The organism is Gilliamella sp. LMG 34361 (assembly GCF_984569075.1).
Genome location: NZ_OZ474903.1, coordinates 2085789 through 2109517 on the forward strand (window position 1 = coordinate 2085789; position 23729 = coordinate 2109517).

8 protein-coding genes are annotated in these 23729 nt (G+C 34.6%); all 8 read right to left on the reverse strand.

Translation table 11 applies throughout. The annotated features are described in order from the left end of the window. Positions 1 to 5 precede the first annotated feature (5 nt). The gene (locus AC5LXI_RS10010) at positions 6 to 2591 is read right to left on the reverse strand and encodes a DUF5682 family protein (protein ID WP_493442187.1); all 2586 of its coding nucleotides are present in this window, start codon (positions 2589 to 2591) and stop codon (positions 6 to 8) included. Positions 2592 to 2600: 9 nt separating this feature from the next. Beyond that, positions 2601 to 3698, reverse strand: a complete 1098-nt coding sequence (locus tag AC5LXI_RS10015; protein ID WP_493442188.1) for an ATP-binding protein — start codon at positions 3696 to 3698, stop codon at positions 2601 to 2603. After that, positions 3692 to 7492 (reverse strand): DUF4132 domain-containing protein, encoded by a 3801-nt coding sequence (locus AC5LXI_RS10020; protein WP_493442189.1) that lies wholly within the window; start codon positions 7490 to 7492, stop codon positions 3692 to 3694. Before AC5LXI_RS10020 ends, AC5LXI_RS10015 begins: the two co-directional genes overlap by 7 nt. Positions 7493 to 7852: 360 nt before the next feature. Beyond that, on the reverse strand, positions 7853 to 8590 hold the full coding sequence (locus AC5LXI_RS10025) for a DUF4132 domain-containing protein (protein WP_493442190.1): 738 nt from the start codon (positions 8588 to 8590) through the stop codon (positions 7853 to 7855). 104 nt (positions 8591 to 8694) lie between these two features. Then, entirely contained in the window at positions 8695 to 12417 is a 3723-nt protein-coding gene (locus AC5LXI_RS10030; RefSeq protein ID WP_493442191.1) for a DUF4132 domain-containing protein, read from the reverse strand. 411 nt (positions 12418 to 12828) lie between these two features. After that, the gene (locus tag AC5LXI_RS10035; RefSeq protein WP_493442192.1) at positions 12829 to 15606 is read right to left on the reverse strand and encodes a DUF4132 domain-containing protein; all 2778 of its coding nucleotides are present in this window, start codon (positions 15604 to 15606) and stop codon (positions 12829 to 12831) included. A gap of 177 nt (positions 15607 to 15783) precedes the next feature. Then, positions 15784 to 19503, reverse strand: a complete 3720-nt coding sequence (locus AC5LXI_RS10040; RefSeq protein ID WP_493442193.1) for a DUF4132 domain-containing protein — start codon at positions 19501 to 19503, stop codon at positions 15784 to 15786. Between the two features lie 433 nt (positions 19504 to 19936). After that, positions 19937 to 23659 carry a DUF4132 domain-containing protein gene (locus tag AC5LXI_RS10045; RefSeq protein ID WP_493442194.1) on the reverse strand — a complete coding sequence of 1241 codons (3723 nt, stop codon included), beginning with the start codon at positions 23657 to 23659 and terminating at the stop codon, positions 19937 to 19939. Between the last annotated feature and the right edge of the window lie 70 nt (positions 23660 to 23729).

Below are 23729 nucleotides of genomic sequence, written 5' to 3' on the forward strand. Positions count from 1 at the left end.
AATACCTAGTGTTTGAACCAATCGGTGAGTTGTTGCTGTTTTATGTGTTCGTTAATTGACAATTCCAGCGAGAGTGCTTTTTGTAGCTGATTTTCACTAAATTGATATTGTTGAAGATGCAAATCAGCATCAGTAATATGATATTTTTTAGCAATTTTTTCTGCCAAGGAGGCATTTTGATTTGGATTTAATTGGCTAAAAGCTAAACGCAAATCAGGTAAGATTTTGATAAACTGCTCTGCTGACCAATCTATCAGTAATTTATCTAAACTGTCCAATAAAATCGATGAATGTATAACTAATTCAGGTGTACATTGCATGATGCCAATAAAATAGTTAATTGCTTGTTCATTTTGAGTACCTAAACTAAAGTTGATTTTAATATTATCTTCCAATTGCTCTTGGCTTAAATAGGAATCTAAATAACTCATACTATCGATAGCACCACGAATCAAAGGTGCATGAGTCAACTCTAGTTGCAAACGGGACAAATTATGGTAAAAATCCTGTTTAAGTTGGTTAACATCAAGCTTATCGGGCAGATAATTTAATAAATCTCTAAATGAAAGTAATACTTTTAAATTATGCAGTTCATTTTCATGTTGTTCAAGTTTATTCAATAAGAAAAAACTCTGTTTAACAATTTTAGTTAATAACGTAAGTAAGATGGATGTGGCTTTAAGTTGTAAAAAAGTTTGACCTTGCCATAAGTAAACCATGCGATGGCCACAATGAATGAGTGAACTCAATTCACCATCACTTTCAATAAAATCTGCAAAATTATCAACTAAATGGTTAAAACAATCATCTAGCCCCATTAATGCCGCTTGCGTCAACTGCTCAACCGCAAGTAAACTTGCTGACTCCATGTTATTTTCTATAGCGTCCATTTGCATTTCACTTTGCATTTCACTTATGGCAATTTGTTCCAGCTTAGTTCCCTGTTGTGATAACTCAATCAATCTCGCTTCCACCGTTGGTGTCCATGCATAGCGCCAATCTTCAAACATCACATTTAAACGTTGACCATGAACGTAATCAGGACCATCAACTCGACTAGCAAAACCGATATCTAAAAAAGCCATCAAGTGTAAAAAACGACTACGTTGTCGATGTTCAGGTTTACGATAAATATCAATATGAGTGAGTTTTTGATCGGTATCATCCAATTTGAAACGATATTTTTTTAAAGTTAAATAGACATCATTAACCAGTGGAGGTTGTGCTACTCCAATTGGCACTTCGCCCAGTAAATTGCCTGATAGGCAATCTCGTATTGTTAACCAAAACTCACTACGCGCATTGTCAATGCTCTCTTTAATAAAGCAAGATTGAATGGCATCAAGTAAATCATATCGTCCTGGTCCATTATGTCCGCGCAAATCAGCAAGTAATATTGCTTGTTCCATGGCTGATTTTAACGGGACAAATCCTGTTAAACTATCATAGTTTGATTGTTGGCGTAATTTATCGGCAATTTCTGACAGTAAATCTAAGGTTAGCCGTTGGCGATATTCTCGCCCCGATTGATCTTTATTTGTCGCATTATCATAATGCAATATCGATTGCCAAGCTGCTTGATAATAAGCGGGTGATGGCATACCCGAAGCATAACCATTTAACGCATCAAGACGATCAAAGCTGTAACGAATTAGCCATGCTTGATCTTTCACACTATTTTTTTGTTGGCGGTTAAACTGTATAACATCTGATCTTTTGGGTAACACAAGCTGATTTTGCCATAATCCCTCTACTAACGCTAAAGTATGAAATCCCCCTGTTACTACGACAATTTTGGCTTGTGGTTTGGATTTTTTTAGCTGACCAATAGCGGTTAACATATACTGTTCACGCTGAACTGATCCTTCGGCAACTAGCGATTCTTCAGTATAATCAAGCCTTGACATGGTACACCAAATAAATGTATCTACAAAAAATGATTGCCAATCAGCGATATCATCATAATCTTTTAATTCAAACAGATGTTCCCAAACTTCATCATGATCACGGCAGTGCAATTTTTGCATTAAACGTTGTATATATTGACTATGTTTGAGATAAGTTTCAGAAAGTAGAGAATGATCTTGCTCCAAATCAATACTTAGATCCGTTTGTAAACTCCAAGGCAAATCAATAAATTGTATATTAGCATGTTGCTTTTTTGCCATCTGCATTGCTAACCACTCTGGTGAGTAATGACAAAATGGATAAAATGCTGAATAGGTTGCTGAATAGGTAATTGATTTAGGTGTTATATCATCGGTATCATCGGTATCATCGGTATCATCTTCCGTTTCTGGCTCGGAACTTGTTATTAGTTGATCAATGGTTTTTTCGGTTTGACATAGTACGGCGATAGGTGGCTTTGTGTCACTATGTAATAATTGCTCCATAATAGTCTTAAAACTAGATGGCGCTTCGATCAATATGTGTGTTGGCTGGACTTCTTCAATTAAGTGTTTTAGTGCATAGCTACAGGCAGGACTATGATGACGCACTGGCGCAAAGTAGATCTGCTGTAACTGTAGCGCTTTGAGACTTTGTAACGCTTTTGATAACCTTTCCGGTAATAATGAATGGCTGATTGTCATAGCAATGAGTTATTTCCAAAAAGTTTTTGATACTTGATAAAAACTACGCCATATATCGGATTTTTTAGCCCGCTCTCGTACCACATTATCCATATAAAATTGGATTCTTTTAATATCATCCGCATTGTCTTTCAAAACAACGCCAATCAACTGTTTGGCAATTTGTTCACCTGTTAATGTCCCATTACCAAGATAATGGGCATCTAATGCTGATGCATAGGCAATATTTACCGCTTCGGCAGTGGACATTACTGCATCGGGTGTTTTTAATTTGGCACCTCCCGACGTTTGCCCCTGTCTAAGCTCTTGAAATGTCGTCACCAATAGTTCGATAACATCAATAGGTACAGTGATTTGTGATTTTAAATCACCTAATTCTTGACTAAGTTGCCGTTGGATTAATTCAATTTCAAAATCTTTATCGGTTATAGGATTAACCGTTTCGAAATTAAAACGTCTCTTTAACGCAGCTGACATTTCGTGCACACCACGATCTTGTAAGTTTGCTGTACCAATAATATTAAATCCGGGTTTAGCTTTGATAACGCTGTTAGGCCCCATTTCAGGGATCATCATTTGTTTTTCAGACATAATTGAAACCAGCATATCTTGAATTTCTGGTTGGCAACGGGTTATCTCTTCAAAACGAACAATTTTACCTTGTAACATACCTTGATAAACTGGCGAGCCAATTAAAGCGCGTTCAGTGGGTCCTTCTGCAAGTAATAGTGCATAATTCCACGAATAACGAATATGATCTTCATTAGTACCAGCAGTACCTTGAATGGTCAGATTTGAATCACCACTTATCGCTGCTGCTAATAATTCTGATAACATGGATTTTGCTGTACCGGGTTGCCCCACTAGCATTAAACCTTGTTTTCCTAATAGTGATACAATTGCACGGTCAACTAATGGATCATCACCAAAAAATTTTCGGCTAATTCCCAAAGTTTCGTTACCTAAAATAAATTGACGAACTGATTTAGGAGATAAAAGCCAACCTTGTGGTTTATTATTGTCTTTATCGACTTTGCTTAATGTTGCCAATTCTTGCTCATAACGCTCTTCTGCTGTTAAGCGAATTGCTTGTTTCTGATTTACCATTCTAATTTTTCCTTCCAATTTGGCTCAAATCCGCTTGAGGCATTAGCGACAGCTATATAATCAGCATAACCTTCTGCAAGTAACACTTTCGGTAATTTATCGAGAGCAATGACTTTATCGGTATAACGTGAATTTTCAGTGAAATAAACTGTATAGAGCACTGCTGGAATATTTTCTTCAGGTACAAAACTACCACTAAACTCAATATTGATATAAATTCCAATACTTGCAAAGTATTTATGATAACCTTCAAACCACCCCGCATCTTCTATAACATCTCGTTTATAACCTAATTTAGTTAATATACCGCGTATAGTAAAACTATCAGTCATCCAGCCTAAGCGATCATCAATTACACCATTTTTCATTTTACTAATATCCGGTAATTTATGGGTAAATTGTTCAACCAACTGATTTATTTTGTAATCTTTAATATGCGATTGCCACAGCGCAATATCAGTATTTGACATTAATGCACAATGAGCGAGTGTAATAAAGTGATTTGGATCTAAAACGATTTCATCATCTTGATTGTTAATTAAACTACCGTCTTCAGTTGGTCTAAAACTATTTACTATTTGACCATTATTATCTAATTCTAACCAAACTAAACGTTGAATAAGCCGTCCTACAATAGGATGGGATTGCAAATATTTTTGCCAATCTTCTATGCTCCATTGACGCTGAGTACACATTGCTTCATAAAAACGACTAACTTGCATATCAAGTAATTGGCTAAGCTCTTTTTTACTGTTTTTAAACTGATTTTTTGCTTCTTTAACTAGATCTGCATCTTCGGTTTTACGGGCTTCAGGTAAAGCTTTTATTTTAACGCCATCCGCATTTTTTAATTGCCATTTAAATTTATCATCCAAACTAGCAATAAAAGTACGCTCACCATAATCAAGGATTAATAGCCCATCGTCATCTAAACCGGCCGTTGATATCGTACGATCGGCTAATTGATCAGTAGTCCAACCATTACGTTGGGCTATATTTTCTACTAATAATCGCGCTTTTTCTTGAATTGATGTAGTTCGATAACGACGAGCTAATGATAGTAGGAGTTGAGTAATCAATGGATCATCGCTGTTTCCCAGCGCTTCAAGCAACGCTTCAATTTGTGCTCGACGTCGATAATGATCTTTCATATAACTGGTTAATAGTGCAACAGCTACACGTCCATCAACATTACTGGATAAAGCTAATATACCTTTTCCTTTAATCGCTGACCCATAGTAGGTTGATAGCGTTTCATTTTTGATTTCTTCAAAAACTTGTTCATAAGTAATATTTGCATAATTAGCATGGTACTCCGGATATCGCTTGTAATACCTTTTATATTCTTGAAAACGTTGGGGAGCTAATAAATTTGCCTTAACCTCAGCCTCTTCTATGGTAGCTGTTCGGGTGTCTTGTTTAATAAAACTTTGCAAAATAAGTTCGCCTAATTGTTGTTGGCTTGATTGACTAAGCAAACGAGAATAAATGGTTAACAGGGAATTAGAGGGATCTTTTAATTTAACCGCTAACCATACCCACCATTCAATAATTTGAGAATTAACTTCATCACCATTTTGCCAAGTCAGAGATGGCATTAAGTCAAAATTAAACCAATCAAGTTCTGCTGGCTTTTTACCTTTTAAACCTTTTTGGGCATCGGCCAATAACTTCTTCGACGTTAAATATTGACTAATGTCTTCACCTATTTTTTGTAGGGCAATTAAGATTGCAGCTTGTACTGCTTCACGTTTTTCTTTTTTCAGGGCTACATGTAAAGCTTCAATAGAAGATTTTTGCCCTAAGTCAGCCAACCAGTTAGCTGCGGCAATACGGACATTCTGTTTTGCGGACGATAAAGATTGTTCAATTTGATTATGTATATTAGGGATCAGTTTTAAGGCATCTTGGGCAATATAGCAAATCGATTTGCTTCCCTCTAAAGCTAATTCACATAGATAGGTAACATATTTGACTGGAATAATAGGGAAAAATTGTAATGTTTTAATGGCGCTAATTACATCAACACTATACCACTCGGCGTTATGTCTTTTATCACGATTACGGGAATTATACCAGTCATTAGATAGAGGGGTAAAACCTAATGCTTCATCAAGCAAAAATTCATTTTCGGCAAAAAATGCCCAAAGTTTATGAGGTTCATCTATATAAAGATCGTGATAGGTGTCATCATGTAAAAATAGCTCAGCAACAGTATATTTGACATTCTCATTGCTTTCAATCTTGACTATGACATCAACAATTTGTCTAAGGTCAAGTTTTTTTATAAAATCGTATTTTTTGTATATTCTTTCAAGAAAGTAACTAGCATCCAAGCTATAAGAGTTACTTTCACCGTCCAAGTCATATTGGAATCGATATTTTAATCGATATATTCGAAAAAGGTGAAACAAAGTAAATTCGGGTAAACTTTGTAACCTATTTTTAGTAAGTAAAAATTTAAAATTTGTATCCCTATCAAAATGTGTACGAAGTGTTGAATATTCGATTTTGCCATTCAGATAAGCAACTATATCATCCAAAAAATGTAATTTAATTTTCTTTAATGATTTATAATTTGTTTGATAATAATCCTGATTAGTTCTGTTTTTTTTGTTTTCCTCTAACTCATTCTGCATTAATTTTTCATACTTAAAAATATATTCTTCAATATTTTGCTGTAAAATATCGCGCGCATTTATTGGTAACTCAGTATCAGCAATGGGTTGAAAATCAGGAATAACTAAATTTGTTTGTTGTTTGACACTGTTAGCGCTTTCGAGTCGTGATAGAGCGCTTTCGATTGCGGTAATCACCTTTTTATTGGTTTCGTTAGCTAATGCCTGTTGTAAAATTGTCGGTTCGACAGACATTCTCGCCAGTGATACTACTGCACCACAACGTTGATCAACTGAACCAGAGGTTAAAAAGTGCTGTAGATGAGGTGCAACTGAGGTAATTGGTAAACTAAGTAGCATTTCTGTTGCTAATTGACTCACTTTTTTTGAAGTACTCAACGATTGCATGGTAATGAAATCAATCAACTGTAGCCGCAGTTCATCGTGTTGGTAAATATAGTTTAATTGATCTAATTGCCCTAAAATTGCCAACCCTTGTGTCGGTAGTTGTTTAAATATTTCAATATGATTTTCGATATACGGTAATAAGCCATTTATTGTCATAAAATATTCAAAGTAGTTGTAATAACTAATTTGTACATTCTGGCGATCAAAAATGGCAAACAATAACTTTTCGCCTAAACCAGCTTGTTCACATTCAAGTAATTGATGTAATTGTTCGATATTCCAATTTTTGCGTTCATCAAATTTCTTATTATCTTTATTAAAATATGGCAATGTACTAATTAAACCATCATATAACAAATAGATAAACCATGCGGGTAATTGATTAGTAGAGAGTTTAATAAACGGTAAATGCTGACATAAAGTGGCTAAAACTCTAGCATATCGGGTTAGCTGTTCGAGCGTATAGTTTTCAGTCCATTGTCGGTAAAAATCAAAGCGTGTTTTTTCTAAAGAAGAAATATTGTTATGATAATGTCCACAATCTAATTCACAAGGTCTACTTAATAATTCATAAAGTTTATCTGCGGTATCGGATGATTGACACATTTTATCAAAATCTACCAACACACTTGGATCTTCTCCCTTTAAGATATATTGTGTGATACGTACTGGTAATTCATTATCAAGTTTTTTTATAGGTTCAAAAAGAGTTGAAACTAATTCTTTGGAAAATAATTTACTTACTATTAATTTTTTTATATTCTTCATATTGCTTTATTCTCCTTAAAAGTTAAATCCTTGAAAGTTATTTTCAATTACTCAATAAATATAGTGTTATATAATTAAAAGTTCAACTTTAATTTGGCTATTTAAATCAAGCTAATTATCATTGTTATCAAGATAAATCTTTTTAATACACTTGGGATTTTAGCTAAAAATTATGCTGTTTATGCTTAATTAAATAATAGTAATTCATAACTCTGTCTTATATATCAATTTCAATTGGCAATATCTTTATAGACTAAAATCAGTTTTGATATATACTGACAAATCGGTTCGGGTATTGACTGTTTTAAATCATATAAATCCGCAATGCAATCAACAATAACCTTCTCTCTCGACTTCTGATCATGTATCCCATATCACTTTATTTCGCCAATTAGGGTCAAAACCATTGGATGCGTCGGCTACCGCCATATAATTAGCATAACTTTCGGCTAATAACACTTTAGGCAGGTTATCTAGCTTAACTACGTCATCTTGATAACCCGGTGTTTTACTAAAATAAAGTCTATCAAGTACTGCTAAAATATTTTCTTCAGGTACCATACCACCACTGAAATCAATATGGATATAAATTTTTAAACGGCTATAGTATTTGTGGTAACAAAAAAAGTATTCACCCCCCCCCTGCGCACTTTCACGCTCATAACCCAATTCGGTTAAAATATCACGTACGGTAAAACTGTCCATTGACCAACCATGACGATCATTAATGATATCATTTCTAAATTTGTTCATATCCGGTAATGGATGACTAAGCTGGTCAAACCAAGAGATTACTTTGTAATCTTTAAGATGCGATTGCCATTGTGCTATATCTTTACTTGATAGCAACACTGAATGAGCAACGGTAATAAAATGATGTTGCTCAAGTGAGATTTCTTCATCTTGATTGGTTATTAAGTTGCCATCTTCTGTTGGCCTAAAACTATTGACTATTTGACCATTACTATCTAATTCCAACCAAACTAAACGTTGAATAAATCGTCCCATAATTGGGTGAGATTGCAGATATTGTTGCCAATCTTCCACTCGCCATTGATGCTTGGCACACATGACTTCATAAAAACGACTAATTTGCATAGTGAGTAATTATAAATCCATTCAAATATTGAATACACTAAATCAGGCTAACCTAGCCTATAATGCAATTATCAATGACCCGTTCCATTAGGTTTAGGCCATTTTTACCATCTTAATTTATCTTTCCAATTAGGATCAAAACCACTACAGGCTTTTGCCGCAGCCATATAATCAGCATAACCTTCGGCTAATAACACTTTAGGTAGTTTATCTAGTGCAATTGCCCTATCTTTGAAAGACGTTTTATTGCTAAAATAAAGGCTATAGAGTATAACTGGAATATTTTCTTCAGGTAGTGTGCTACCACTGAATTCAATATTGATATAAATACCTAAACTGCCAAAGTATTTATGGTAGCCCATAAAACACTCGCCATCTTCAAGATTTTCTCGCTTATAACCCAATTTCGTTAAAATACCACGTAGAGTAAAACTGTCAGTTAACCAGCCTAAACGATCATCAATTTCGACATCTTTAAATTTGTTAATATCAGGTAATGGATGACTAAGCTGGTCAAACCATGAAGTTATTTTGTAATCCTTAAGATGCGTTTGCCATTGCGAGATATCTTCACTTGAAAGCAACACTGAATGAGCAACGGTAATAAAATGATGTTGATCAAGTGAGATTTCTTCATCTTGATTGGTTATTAAGTTCCCATCTTCAGTTGGCCTAAAACTATTGACTATTTGACCATTACTGTCTAATTCCAACCACACTAAACGTTGAATAAACCGTCCCATAATTGGGTGAGATTGCAGATATTTTTGCCAATCTTCCACTCGCCATTGACGCTGAGCACACATGGCTTCGTGAATACGGCTAATTTGCATTTTGAGTAATCGGCTAAGTTCTTTTTTACTGTTACTAAACTGTTTTTTTGCCTCTTGGACTAATTCTGGGTTTTCGTTTTTACGTGCTTCAGGTAATGCTTTGATTTTTTCTCCCTCAGCATTTGTCAATTGCCATTTAAATTGCTCATCTAAACTAGCAGTAAAGGTACGTTCACCATAATCAAGAATTAACAAGCCATTATCATCTAACCCTGCGGTTGATGTCGTGCGATCGGCTAGTTCATCTACTGTCCAACCACAGCGTTGAGCAATCTTTTCTACTAAATATCTGGCCTTTTCTTGAATGGATACCGTTCGATAGCGACGCGCTAATGATACTAATAATTGAATGATCATCGGATCATCGCTATTTGCCTGTGCTTCAAGCATCGCTTCAATTTGTGCGCTACGTAGATAGTGATCTTTCATAAAACTGCTTAATATTGATACAGCAACAGGACCTTCAATGCTACAAGTTAACGCTAATATTCCTTTTGATTTAATGGCTGAGCCAAGATAAGATGTTAATGTCTCTTTTTTAATTTCATCAAAAACTTGTTCATATGTAACATTCTTATACTTAGAATAAATTTGCGGATAAATCTGATAATCTCTAATATATTGTTGCAATCGTTTATCGGCTTCTGAACTAGCTCTGGCTTCAGCCTGTTCCAATGTTGGTGTTCGGGTATCTTGGTTGATGAAACTTCGTAAAATAAATTCGCCTAATTGGCGTTGACTTTGGATGCTTAATAATCGATTATAAATAGTAAACAGCCAATTAGCTGGATCTTTTAATTTAGCTGCTAATCGGATCCACCACTCAATAATTTGTGGTTCAACTGTTTTACCATTTTGCCAAGTCAAAGCTGGTATTAAGTTAAAATCAAACCAATCAAGGTTGCTTGGTATTCTACCATTTAAGCCTTTCTGGGCATCAGCCAATAACTTTTGCGGGGTTAAGTACTGACTGATATCTTCACCGACTTTTTCAAGTGCAACCAATATCGCTGTTTGTGCTGTTTCGCGTTTCTCTTTTCTTAACGCAGCATTTAGTGCCTTAATTGAGCTTTTTTGTTTCAGCTCGGCCAACCAATTAGCTGCAACAACACGCATCTCTTGTTTAGGGAAGGATAAAACTTGTTCAACTTGATTATGTATATTGGGGATCCGCTTTAAGGCATCTTGCGCCGCATAACGTATCTGATTACTTTCACTTAAAGCTAATTCAAATAGGTAAGCGACATATTTAACTGGAATAGTTGGAAAAAGCTGTAATATTTTTATGGCATTAACTTTTTCAATGCGGTTATAAGAATCCTGAATGATTTGTAGAGGAGCAAAACCTAATGCTTGATCAATTATAAATTGATTTTCAGCAAAAAAGGCCCATAATTTGTGGGGTTCATTTTCATAATTATCATGGTCAAAATCACTGGTTAAAAACGGTAAAGCAATTGTATATTCAACATTTGGATAGAAATTAAGTTTTAACATTACATCAGCTATTTGTCTCAGATCTAATGTTTTAGCAAAATCGTAGATTCTTCCAAGACGATAAGTATCATCTTGACGATTGATTAAGTAATTTATTCGAAATAAGTGAAATAAAGAAAGTTCGGGTAAATTTAATAGTCGATTTTTAGTAAGTAAAAAGTCCAAATCTGTATTTTCATCAAGTTCTTTGAATAATGCTGAACGATCGATTTTACCATTTAAATAATCAAATATCTTATCCAGAGACTTTGATGTCACTATTTTCAACTTTTGATAACGGTTCTGATGATAAGTCCATGATCTATTATTTTCTTTATTTCCCTCTATTTCATTTTGCATTGATTTTTCACATTCGATAAGGAACTCGTCATAATTTTGCTGTAAAACATCACGAGCATTTAGTGGCAATGGCGTGTCAATTAATGGTTCAAAACTAGGAATAACTAAATTATCTTTATCTACATTAGCACTTTCCAACCTCGATAATGCACTTTCAATGGTAGCAATAACTGTTTTATTGGTTTCGTTAGTTAAAGCTTGCTCTAAAATTGTTGGTTCAGAAATGATTCGAGAGAGCAATATTGTTGCATTAGCACGCTCTTTAACTGAGCCTGAAGTTAAAAAGTGTTGTAATTGAGGTTGAACCAGCTCTAGTGGTAATTTAAGTAGTATCTCTGTAGCTAATTCACTTACCTGTTTTGAGGTATTAAATGCCTGTATGGCAAGAAAATCAACCAATTGTAACTGAAGTTCAGGATATAATTGAATGTATTCAAGTTGTCCTATTTGGCCCCTAAACGCCAAACCACGTGCGGGGAGTTGCTTAAAAAATTCAAGGTGATCTTGAATATAACTCAATAATCCATTCAACCGATTAACATGTCGAAAGTAATAACCATAGCGATAATTACCACCAGGAACATTATGACGACCAAAAATCTCGAACAGCAAATTCTCGCCTAATCCTGCTTGTTCAATTTCAAGAAATTGATGTAATTGTTGTATTGACCAATTTTTACGCTCAATAATTTCATTTTCGTCTTCATCATAATAAGGTAATGTGGTAACGACCCCATCATATAATAAATAGATAAACCATGATGGGAGTTGTTCGCTTGTACGTTTAAAAAAACTTGAATGGTCACATAAGGTGGCTAAAACTCGAGCAAATCGAATTATCTGTTCAGGCGTATAAGCATCTGTCCAAAGTATATAAAAATTAATGCGAGCTTGTAACGACGAATGAATTTCGCCATAAAAATTTAAATTATATAATTCCGCTGGTCTTTGCAATAATTCATGAATTTTTGTAAAGTTATTCGGCATTTGGCATAACTTATCAAAATCAATTAACACAGCAAGTTCATCATCATGCAAAATATATTGCGTGAGCCGCGCTGGCAAAGTTTTATCCAGTTCACTTAATGGGTTAAAGATAGTGGCGATTAACTGTTTAGATACATGTGAATTTGTTGATAATTGTTCTGTTTTTTTCATATTTCTTAGTTTTTCCATTAAGGTTCAAATCTTGGGTATTTATTTATAATTAATTGTTATAGCGATTTAATTTTTATATAAAATGATATCTGATAATAACTTTGCCAGATAAACGCTCTTGTGCAGTTAATCGTATTTCTTGTTTCTGATTTAACATCTTTAATCCTTTCTATCCAAATCAAATTTACTTGATACATCGGCAACCAACATATAATCAGCAAAAATTTCAGCTAATAACACTGGCGTGATGCTATTAATGGCGATTCTTACTGTCATGATTACTTTGAGCGACAAAACTAGGCAAATCAAGTAGACTATAAATTCGTTCAAATATTGAATACTCTAAATCAGGTTAATCTACCCTATAAAGCAATCAACAATGACCAGTCCATTATATTTTTGCCATTTTTACTATATTATTTTATCTTTCCAATTAGGATCAAAACCACTACAGGCTTTTGCCACCGCCATATAATCAGCATAACCTTCGGCTAATAACACCTTAGGTAGTTTATCGAGCGCAATTGCTCTATCTTTGAATCCCTTTTTATTACTGAAATAAAGGTTATAAAGTACTGCTGGAATATTTTCTTCAGGTAGCATGCTACCACTGAATTCAATATTGATATAAATACCTAAACTGCCAAAGTATTTATGGTAACCATAAAAACATCCGCCATCTTCAGCAGTGTCACGCTCATAATTTAATTTGGTTAAAACACCACGAATGGTAAAACTGTCCGTTAACCAGCCTAAACGATCATCAATAACGCCATCGTTAAATTTGCTTATCTCTGGAAGTGTATGACTAAACTGTTCGAACAATGGGGTTATTTTGTAATCCTCGATATGCGCTTGCCATTGTGCTATATCATCACTCGCTAGTAACGCCGAATGGGCGACGGAAATAAAGTGATTTTGATCAAGTAAGATTTCTTCATCTTGATTGGTTATTAAGCTACCATCTTCAGTTGGTCTGAAACTATTGACTATTTGACCGTTATTATCCAATTGTAACCACACTAAACGTTGAATAAATCGTCCCACAATCGGGTGTGGTTGCAGATATTTCTGCCAATCTTCTACTCGCCACTGACGCTGAGCACACATGGCTTCGTAAAAGCGGCTAATTTGCATTGTAAGCAATTGGTTAAGCTCTTTTTTACTATTGCTGAACTGTTTTTTGGCTTCTTTAACTAATTCAGGGTTTTCGTTTTTACGTGCTTCAGGTAATGCTTTGATCTTTTCTCCATCAGCATTTTTTAATTGCCATTTAAATTTATCATCCAAACTAGCAGTAAAGGTACGCTCACCATAATCAAGGATTAACAAACCGTTATCATCTAACCCTGCAGTCGATATGGTGCGGTCTGCCAGTTCTTCTGTACTCCAGCCTGAACGCTGGGCAATACTTTCTACCAAGTATTTAGCCTTTTCTTGAATGGATGCCGTCCGATAGCGACGCGCTAATGACAATAATAGTTGTATAATCAGTGGATCATCACTGTGTGCCAGTGGTTCAAGCATTGCTAAGATTTGTGCTCGACGTTGATAATGATTTTTCATAAAACTGCGTAAGAGAGACACTGCAATAGCCCCCTCAATACCACAGGTTAATGCTAATATTCCTTTTGATTTAATGGCTGATCCTAGGTAGGTTGCTAATATCTCTTGTTTAACTTCATCAAAGATTTGTTCGTAAGTAATATTCTTATAGTTAGGATAATATTGCGGATAGTTCTGATAATATCCAATATATTGTTGCAAGCGTTTATTGGCTTCTGTACTGGCTTTGGTTTCAGCCTCTTCTAGCGTTGGTACTCGGGTATCTTGATTGATGAAACTTCGTAAAATGAATTCGCCTAATCGTTGCTGACTTTGGGTGCTTAATAATCGATTATAAACTGTTAACAGTAGATTAGACGGATCTTTTAATTTAACCGCTAAACAGATCCACCACTGAATAATTTGTGGCTCAACTGTCTTACCATTTTGCCAAGTTAACGTCGGTATTAAGTTAAAATCAAACCAATCAAAATCGGTTGGTATTTTACCTTTTAAACCTTTTTGGGCATCAGCTAATAACTTTTGCGGGGCTAAGTGCTGACTAATGTCTTCACCAATTTTTTCCAGCGCGATTAATATCGCTGCTTGTGCTGTTTCGCGTTTCTCTTTTTTTAACGCATCATTTAATGCCTTAATCGAGCTTTTTTGTCCTAACTCGGCCAACCAATTAGCAGCAGCAATACGTACCTCTTGCTTCGGGGAGGATAAGACTCGTTCAGTTTGTTCAATTTGGTTATGTATGTTAGGGATCTGTCTTAAAGCATCTTGAGCTACATATGATAAGTTAAATAATATTTCTGTGGCTAATTGGCTCACCTGTTTTGAAGTATTTAACGCCTGCATTGCTAGAAAATCAATCAATTGTAACTGAAGTTCTGGATATCGTTGAATGTATTTAAGTTGTTCCACTTGTCCAAAAAGCGTCAAGCCGTGTGAGGGGAGTTGTTTAAATAATTCAATTCGTTCTTGAATATAGGTCAATAATCCATTCAACCTCGTGAAATGTTGAAATAAATCGAATCGATTAATAGTAATATTTTGACGGTCAAAAATCGCAAATAACAATTTTTCACCTAATCCTTGTTGTTCAATTTCAAGAAATTGATGTAATTGTTGTATTGACCAATTTTCACGCTCAATAATTCCGTTTTCGTTCCAATTAGGATATGGTAACGTGCTAATGAGTCCGTCATATAACAAATAGATAAACCATGATGGGAGTTGTTCACTTATGCGTTTAATAAAACTTAAATGGTCAAATAAAGTGGCAAAAACTTGAGCAAATCGAATTATCTGTTCTGATGTAAAAGTATCTGTCCAAGACTTATAAACATCAATGCGAGCTTTAAATGATGGATGAAATTTGTAACCAATACGGTAATAAGAACGTGGACAATAAAACTCGGAGGGTCTGTGCAATAATTCATAAAGGTTATTTGCGTTATTAGGTATTTGACATAATTTTTCTAAATCGACTAATACATCAATTTCATTACCATGCAAGATATATTGTGTGATCCTCGTTGGCAAAGACTTATCCTGTTCACTTAATGGCTTAAAGATAGCGGTAATTAACTCTTCGGATATGTAAGTTTTAGTTGATAATTGTTTTATTTTTTTCATATTCCTTTGCTTTCCTATTAAGGATCAAATCTTGAGTATCCATTTGTTATTACAACATATTTGTAACTTTTGATTGCTAGTCTTTCTAATTCAATTACAATTCATTCATACATTAATTTTGACAATCACATAAAGCAATCAACAATGACCAGTCCATTATATTTTTGCCATTTTTTATTATATTAATTTATCTTTCCAATTAGGATCAAAACCACTACAGGCTTTTGCCACCGCCATATAATCAGCATAACCTTCGGTTAATAACACCTTAGGTAGTTTATCGAGCGCAATTGCTCTATCTTTGAATCCCTTTTTATTACTGAAATAAAGGTTATAAAGTACTACTGGAATATTTTCTTCAGGTAGCATGCTACCACTGAATTCAATATTGATATAAATATCTAAACTGCCAAAGTACTTATGGTAACCATAAAAACATCCGCCATCTTCAGCAGTGTCACGCTCATAATTTAATTTGGTTAAAACACCACGAATGGTAAAACTGTCCGTTAACCAGCCTAAACGATCATCAATAACGCCATCGTTAAATTTGCTTATCTCTGGAAGTGTATGACTAAACTGTTCGAACAATGGGGTTATTTTGTAATCCTCGATATGCGCTTGCCATTGTGCTATATCATCACTCGCTAGTAACGCCGAATGGGCGACGGAAATAAAGTGATTTTGATCAAGTAAGATTTCGTCATCTTGATTGGTTATTAAGCTACCATCTTCAGTAGGCCTGAAACTATTGACGATCTGACCGTTATTATCCAATTGTAACCACACTAAACGCTGAATCAATCGTCCCACAATTGGATGTGGTTGCAGATATTTTTGCCAATCGTTCACTTTCCATTGACGCTGAACACACATGGCTTCGTAAAAGCGGTTAATTTGCATAGTAAGCAATTGGCTCAGCTCTTTTTTACTGTTGCTAAATTGTTTTTTGGCTTGTTTGACAAGTTCTGAATTTTCGCTTTTACGTGCCTCGGGTAATACTTTGATCTTTTCTCCCTCTGCATTTTTCAATTGCCATTTAAACTGCTCGTCTAAACTAGCAGTAAAGGTACGCTCACCGTAATCAAGAATTAACAAGCCATTATCATCTAAGCCTGCGGTCGATATGGTGCGGTCTGCCAGTTCATCTGTGCTCCAGCCTGTACGCTGGGCAATACTTTCTACCAAGTATTTAGCCTTTTCTTGAATTGATGCCATCCGATAGCGACGAGCTAATGACAATAATAGTTGAATGATCAGCGGATCATCACTGTTTGCCAGTGGTTCAAGCATTGCTTCAATTTGTGCTCGACGTTGATAATGATTTTTCATATAACTGCGCAAGAGAGATACTGCAAAAGAGCCCTCAATACCGCAGGTTAACGCTAACATTCCTTTTGTTTTAATGGCTGAGCCAAGATAAGTTGCTAATGTTTCTTTTTTAATTTCGTCAAAAACCTGCTCATAAGTAATATCTTTATAGTAAGAATAAAACTCCGGATAGCGCTGATAATTTAAAATATATTGTTCGGTTTGCGAATTGGCTGCGGCTTCAGCTTCTTCTAGAGTTGGTGTTCGGATATCTTGGTTGATAAAACTTTGCAAAATGAATTCGCCTAATTGTTGCTGACTTTGGGTGCTTAACAATCGATTATAAATAGTTAACAGCGGATTAGCCGGATTTTTTAATTTGACCGCTAAGCAGATCCACCACTGAATAATTTGTCGATCAACTTTATCACCATTTTGCCAAGTTAAAGTTGGTAATAAATTAAAATCAAACCAATCAAGGTCGGTGGGTATTTTACCTTTTAAACCTTTTTGGGCATCAGCCAATAACTTTTTCGGCGTTAAGTGCTGACTAATGTCTTCACCAATTTTTTCTAGTGCCACCAATATCGCTGCTTGTACTGTTTCGCGTTTCTCTTTTTTTAGCGCAGCATTTAGTGCTTTAATTGAGCTTTTTTGTCCTAACTCGGCCAACCAATTAGCTGCGGCAGTACGCACTTCTTGTTTAGGAGAGGATAAAGCTTGTTCAACTTGATTATGTATATTGGGGATCCGCTTTAAGGCGTTTTGCGCCGCATAACGTATCTGCTTACTTTCGCCTAAAGCTAATTCAAATAAGTAAGCAACATATTTAGCAGGAATAGTTGGAAAGATCTGTAATATTTTTATGGCATTAACTTTATCAACGTGTTTACAGTTATAAAAAGACCAAGTGATTTGTGAAGGAACAAACCCCAAAGCTTCATCAATTAAAAATTCATTTTCAGCAAAAAAAGCCCATAATTTGTGTGGTTCATTTCCATAATTGTCATGATAAAAATCACTGGTTAAAAACTCCAGGGCAATTTCATACTCAACCTGTGGATAGTTGAGTTTTACCATGACATCAGCTATCTGTCTTAAATCGAAGTTTTTAACAATTTTATAATGATCATATATATATCCAAAAGGATGTTTATCTAGAGCGCTCAGTAACTTGGTCATGCGAAGTAAGTGAAATAAAGAAAATTCAGGTAAATTTACTAGTCGATTTTTTGTAATTAAAAAGTCAAAATTAATATTCTTATCGAATTCTTGCAATAATGCTGAGAGTTCGATTTTACCATTCAAATAGTCAAAGATATTATCCAGAGATTTTGATGTGACCGTTTTCAATGATTTATAACTGTTTTGATAATGATCCAATCCCCATAAATTATTATCTTTTTTGGTTTCCTCTAATAAATATTGTATCAATTTTTTACGTTCGATAAGGAAATCGTCAAAATTTTGCTGTAAAACATCACGAGCACTTATTGGCAATAGCGTGTCACTAAGAGGTTTAAAATCAGGAATAACTAAATCAGCTTGCAGTTTGGCTGCATTAGAACTTTCCAATCGTGATAAAGCATTTTCAAGAGCAGCAATAACTGTTTTATTGGTTTCGTTAGCTAAAGCCTGTTGTAAAATTATCGGTTCAGAGATAATTCGAGAGAGCAATATTGTTGCATTAATACGTTGCTTAACCGAGCCCAAAGTTAAAAAATGTTCTAATTGATGTTGAACCAGCTCCAGTGGTTGGCTTAATAGTATTTCTCTAGCAAGTTGACTCACCTGTTTTGAAGTATTTAATGCCTGCATTGCCAGAAAATCAACCAATTGCAGACTTAGTTCAGGGTATTTATGAATGTATTTAAGTTGTTCTAGCTGTCCCAAAAGCGCCAAACCGCTTAAGGGAAGTTGCTTAAAAAATTCAAGGTGATCTTGAATATAATTCAATAACCCATTCAACCGAGTAAAATATTGAAAGTAATTAGAATGATATTCAGGAATATTATGACGGTCAAAAATTGCGAATAGCAAATTCTCGCCTAATCCTGCTTGTTCAACTTCAAGAAATTGATGTAATTGTTGTACCGACCAATTTTCACGGTCATCAATTTTGTCTTCGTTTTCACCATATAATGGTAAGGTAGTAATCAGTCCATCATATAACAAATAAATAAGCCATGATGGGATTTGCTCGCTTACGCGTTTAATAAAAGGTAAATGTTCACACAAGGTTGCTAAAATTCGGGCAAATCGAATGATTTGTTCTGGTGTATAAACATCAGTCCAAAGTTTATAAAAATTAATCCGAGCATGTAACGACGGATGAATTTTGTCGTAGTTATCTAAACTATAAAAATCTGCTGGTCTTTGCAATAATTCATAAATCTTGTCAAAATTATTCGGTATTTGGCATAATTTATCAAAATCAACTAACACAGCAACTTCATCGCCCTCTAAGATATATTGTGTTATCCGTGTTGGTAAAGATTTATTTTGTTCACTTAATGGGTTAAAGATAGTGGTAATTAATTCTTCGGATGTAAGAGTTTTACTTGATAATTGTTTTATTTTTTTCATATTCCTTTGTTTTCCTCTTAAGGATCAAATCTTGGATATCCATTTGTAGTTGCAACATATTTGTAACGTTTCCTCGCTACTCATTTTAATTCAATTTTACCATATGTATAAATATAAAACGGTTTAAATTAATACTAATCAATTTTTAAGGCTTAATAAGTTAATTAAAACGTTATCAAAAAAATACTTACGCATTAAAACCTCATATTTGTTATCATGTTATAGTTCTATATTATCAAATTTATTTTTTTGCTTTATTGTAATTCGCCAGATACTATTTATACACGATCCATTTAGGTTATCTACTTAAAACTTTTAATATCAAAAATGATAGATAAGTATTACTACTTCAATTACAATTCATTTATACATTAATTTTGACAATCACATAAAGCAATCAACAATGACCCGTTCCATTAGGTTTAGGCCATTTTTACCATCTTAGTTTATCTTTCCAATTAGGATCAAAACCACTACAGGCTTTTGCCACTGCCATATAATCAGCATAACCTTCGGCTAATAACACTTTAGGTAGTTTATCTAGTGCAATTGCCCTATCTTTGAAAGACGTTTTATTGCTAAAATAAAGGCTATAGAGTATAACTGGAATATTTTCTTCAGGTAGTGTGCTACCACTGAATTCAATATTGATATAAATACCTAAACTGCCAAAGTATTTATGGTAGCCCATAAAACACTCGCCATCTTCAAGATTTTCTCGCTTATAACCCAATTTCGTTAAAATACCACGTAGAGTAAAACTGTCAGTTAACCAGCCTAAACGATCATCAATTTCGCCATCTTTAAATTTGTTAATATCAGGTAATGGATGACTTAGCTGGTCAAACCATGAAGTTACTTTGTAATCTTTAAGATGCGCTTGCCATTGCGAGATATCTTCACTTGAAAGCAACACTGAATGAGCAACGGTAATAAAATTATGTTGATCAAGTAAGATTTCTTCATCTTGATTAGTTATTAAACAGCCATCTTCTGTTGGCCTAAAACTATTGACTATTTGACCATTACTGTCTAATTCCAACCACACTAAACGTTGAATAAACCGTCCTATAATTGGGTGAGATTGCAGATATTTTTGCCAATCTTCTACTCGCCATTGATGCTGAGCACACATGGTTTCGTGAAAACGGCTAATTTGCATTTTGAGTAATTGGCTAAGTTCTTTTTTACTGTTACTAAACTGTTTTTTTGCCTCTTTGACTAATTCTGGGTTTTCGTGTTTACGTGCTTCAGGTAATGCTTTGATTTTTTCTCCCTCAGCATTTGTCAATTGCCATTTAAATTGCTCATCTAAACTAGCAGTAAAGGTACGCTCACCATAATCAAGAATTAACAAACCATTATCATCTAACCCTGCGGTTGATGTCGTGCGATCGGCTAGTTCATCTACTGTCCAACCACAGCGTTGAGCAATCTTCTCTACTAAATATCTGGCCTTTTCTTGAATGGACGCCGTTCGATAGCGACGTGCTAATGATACTAATAATTGAATGATCATCGGATCATCGCTGTTTGCCTGAGCTTCAAGCATCGCTTCAATTTGTGAGCTACGGAGATAGTGATCTTTCATAAAACTATTTAATATTGATACAGCAACAGGGCCTTCAATGCTACAGGTTAACGCTAATATCCCTTTTGATTTAATCGCTGAGCCAAGATAGGATGTTAATGTCTCTTTTTTAATTTCATCAAAAACTTGTTCATATGTAACATTCTTATAGTTAGAATAAATTTGCGGATAAATCTGATAACCTCTAATATATTGTTGCAATCGTTTATCGGCTTCTGAACTAGCTCTGGCTTCAGCCTCTTCCAATGTTGGTGTTCGGGTATCTTGATTGATGAAACTTCGTAAAATAAATTCGCCTAATTGGCGTTGACTTTGGGTGCTTAATAATCGATTATAAATAGTTAACAGCCAATTAGCCGGATCTTTTAATTTAGCTGCTAATCGGATCCACCACTCAATAATTTGTGGATCAACTGCCTTACCATTTTGCCAAGTCAAAGCTGGTATTAAGTTAAAATCAAACCAATTAAGGTTGCTTGGTATTTTACCATTTAACTCTTTCTGGGCATCAGCCAATAACTTTTGCGGGGTTAAGTGCTGACTTATGTCTTCACCAATTTTTTCAAGTGCAACCAATATCGCTGCTTGTGCTGTTTCGCATTTCTCTTTTTTTAGCGCACCATTTAATGCATTTATCGAGCTTTTTTGGCCTAACTCAGCTAGCCAATTTGCAGCGGCAATACGCACCTCTTGTTTGGAGGAAGATAAGGCTTTTTCAACTTGATTATATATATTGGGGATCCGCTTTAAGGCATCTTGCGCCGCATAACGTATCCGTTTACTTTTATCTAAAGCTAGGTCAAATAGGTAAGCGACATATTTCGTTGGAATAGTTGGAAAAAATTGTAATATTTTTATGGCACTAACTTTATCAATACGCTCATAAGCTGCCTTAGGGATCTGTACATGAGTAAAACCTAATGCTTGATCAATTATAAATTCATTTTCAGCAAAAAAAGCCCATAATTTATGAGGTTCATTGGCATAAACGTCATGAAAAACATCACTGGTTAAAAACGGCAAAGCAACTGTAAATTCGGCGTGAGGCCGAAATTTGATTTTTACCATAACATCAGCTATTTGTCTTAAATCGAAGTTTATAATAACGTCGTTATATGGATATATTCCTTCAAAAAAACAAATATTATCTCGACGATCGATTAACCGTTTGATTCGGAATAAGTGAAACAAAGAAAATCCGGGTAAATTTGCTAATTGATCTTTTGGAAGGAAATAACGTAAATCAATTTTTTCGTTTAATTCTGCAAATAATGCTGAACGATCAATTTTACCATTCAAATAATCAAATATGTAGTCAATAGACTTTGATGTTACCGTGTTCATCAATTTATAACGTTTTTGATGATAATCCCATGATCTATTATTTTCTTTATTTTCCTCAATTTCTTTTTCCATCGACTTTTTACATTCGATCATAAACTCGTCATAATTTTGCTGTAAAACATCACGAGCATTTAGTGGCAATGGCGTGTCAATTAATGGTTCAAAACTAGGAATAACTAAATCAGCTTTGGCTGCATTGGCAGTTTCTAATCTCGATAAGGCACTTTCAAGGGCTACAATAACTGTTTTATTGGTTTCAATAGCTAAAGCCTGTTGTAAAATTGTTGGTTCAGAAATGATTCGAGAAAGCAATATTGTTGCATTAGCACGCTCTTTAGCCGAGCCTGAAGTTAAAAAGTGTTGTAATTGAGGTTGAATCAGCTCATGTGGTAAGTTAAATAGTATTCGTGTGGCTAATTGACTCACCTGCTTGCCAGTATTTAGCGCCTGCATGGCAATAAAATCAACCAGTTGCAGCTTAAGTTCTGGATATCGTTGAATGTATTTAAGTTGTTCTACTTGTCCTAAAGGCGCTAAACCGAGTGAAGGGAGTTGCTTAAATAATTCAATGCGTTCTTGAATATAAGTCAATAATCCATTTAACCGAGTAAAATATTGAAAATCACGCAAAGAACTTTCAAAAATATTTTGACGGTCAAAAATCGCGAACAGCAACTTTTCGCCTAATCCTGCTTGTTCAATTTCAAGAAATTGATGCAATTGTTGGATTGACCAATTTTCACGGTCATCAATTTTATATTTGTTTTCGCTATAAGAAGGTAAAGTAGTAATCAGTCCATCATATAACAAATACATAAGCCAAGAAGGAATTTGTTCGCTTATGCGTTTAATATGATTTAAATGATCAAATAAAATAGCAGAAAATCGGGCAAATCGAATGATTTGTTCTGGTGTATAGGCATCCGTCCAAAGCTTATAAAAATTAATGCGCGCTTTTTGCAACGGATGAATCTTTTGATAATTATATGAACTATAAAAGGCAGCTGGTCCTCGCAATAATTCAAAAATTTTATCAACATTAGCTGACTTTTGACATAGTTTATCAAAATCGGCCAACACATCAATTTCATCACCATGCAAGATATATTGTGTGACCCGTTCTGGTAAAGATTTGTCTAATTCACTTAATGGTTTAAAGATAGTATTGATTAACTGTTTAGAACCATTTGAGTTTATTGATAATTGTTCAGTTGTTTTCATATTCCTTTGTTCTCCCATTAAGATTTAAATCTGGGATATCCATTTTTAATTGGGTTTCATAGCGATTTGT

What these genes read in the sequence shown, in the direction of transcription:
- AC5LXI_RS10045 (WP_493442194.1), bottom strand. Translation starts at nt 23,659, where the DNA reads ATGAAAACAACTGAACAATTATCAATAAACTCAAATGGTTCTAAACAG.
- AC5LXI_RS10035 (WP_493442192.1), bottom strand. Translation starts at nt 15,606, where the DNA reads ATGAAAAAAATAAAACAATTATCAACTAAAACTTACATATCCGAAGAG.
- AC5LXI_RS10040 (WP_493442193.1), bottom strand. Translation starts at nt 19,503, where the DNA reads ATGAAAAAAATAAAACAATTATCAAGTAAAACTCTTACATCCGAAGAA.
- AC5LXI_RS10025 (WP_493442190.1), bottom strand. Translation starts at nt 8,590, where the DNA reads ATGCAAATTAGTCGTTTTTATGAAGTCATGTGTGCCAAGCATCAATGG.
- AC5LXI_RS10030 (WP_493442191.1), bottom strand. Translation starts at nt 12,417, where the DNA reads ATGAAAAAAACAGAACAATTATCAACAAATTCACATGTATCTAAACAG.
- AC5LXI_RS10010 (WP_493442187.1), bottom strand. Translation starts at nt 2,591, where the DNA reads ATGACAATCAGCCATTCATTATTACCGGAAAGGTTATCAAAAGCGTTA.
- AC5LXI_RS10020 (WP_493442189.1), bottom strand. Translation starts at nt 7,492, where the DNA reads ATGAAGAATATAAAAAAATTAATAGTAAGTAAATTATTTTCCAAAGAA.
- AC5LXI_RS10015 (WP_493442188.1), bottom strand. Translation starts at nt 3,698, where the DNA reads ATGGTAAATCAGAAACAAGCAATTCGCTTAACAGCAGAAGAGCGTTAT.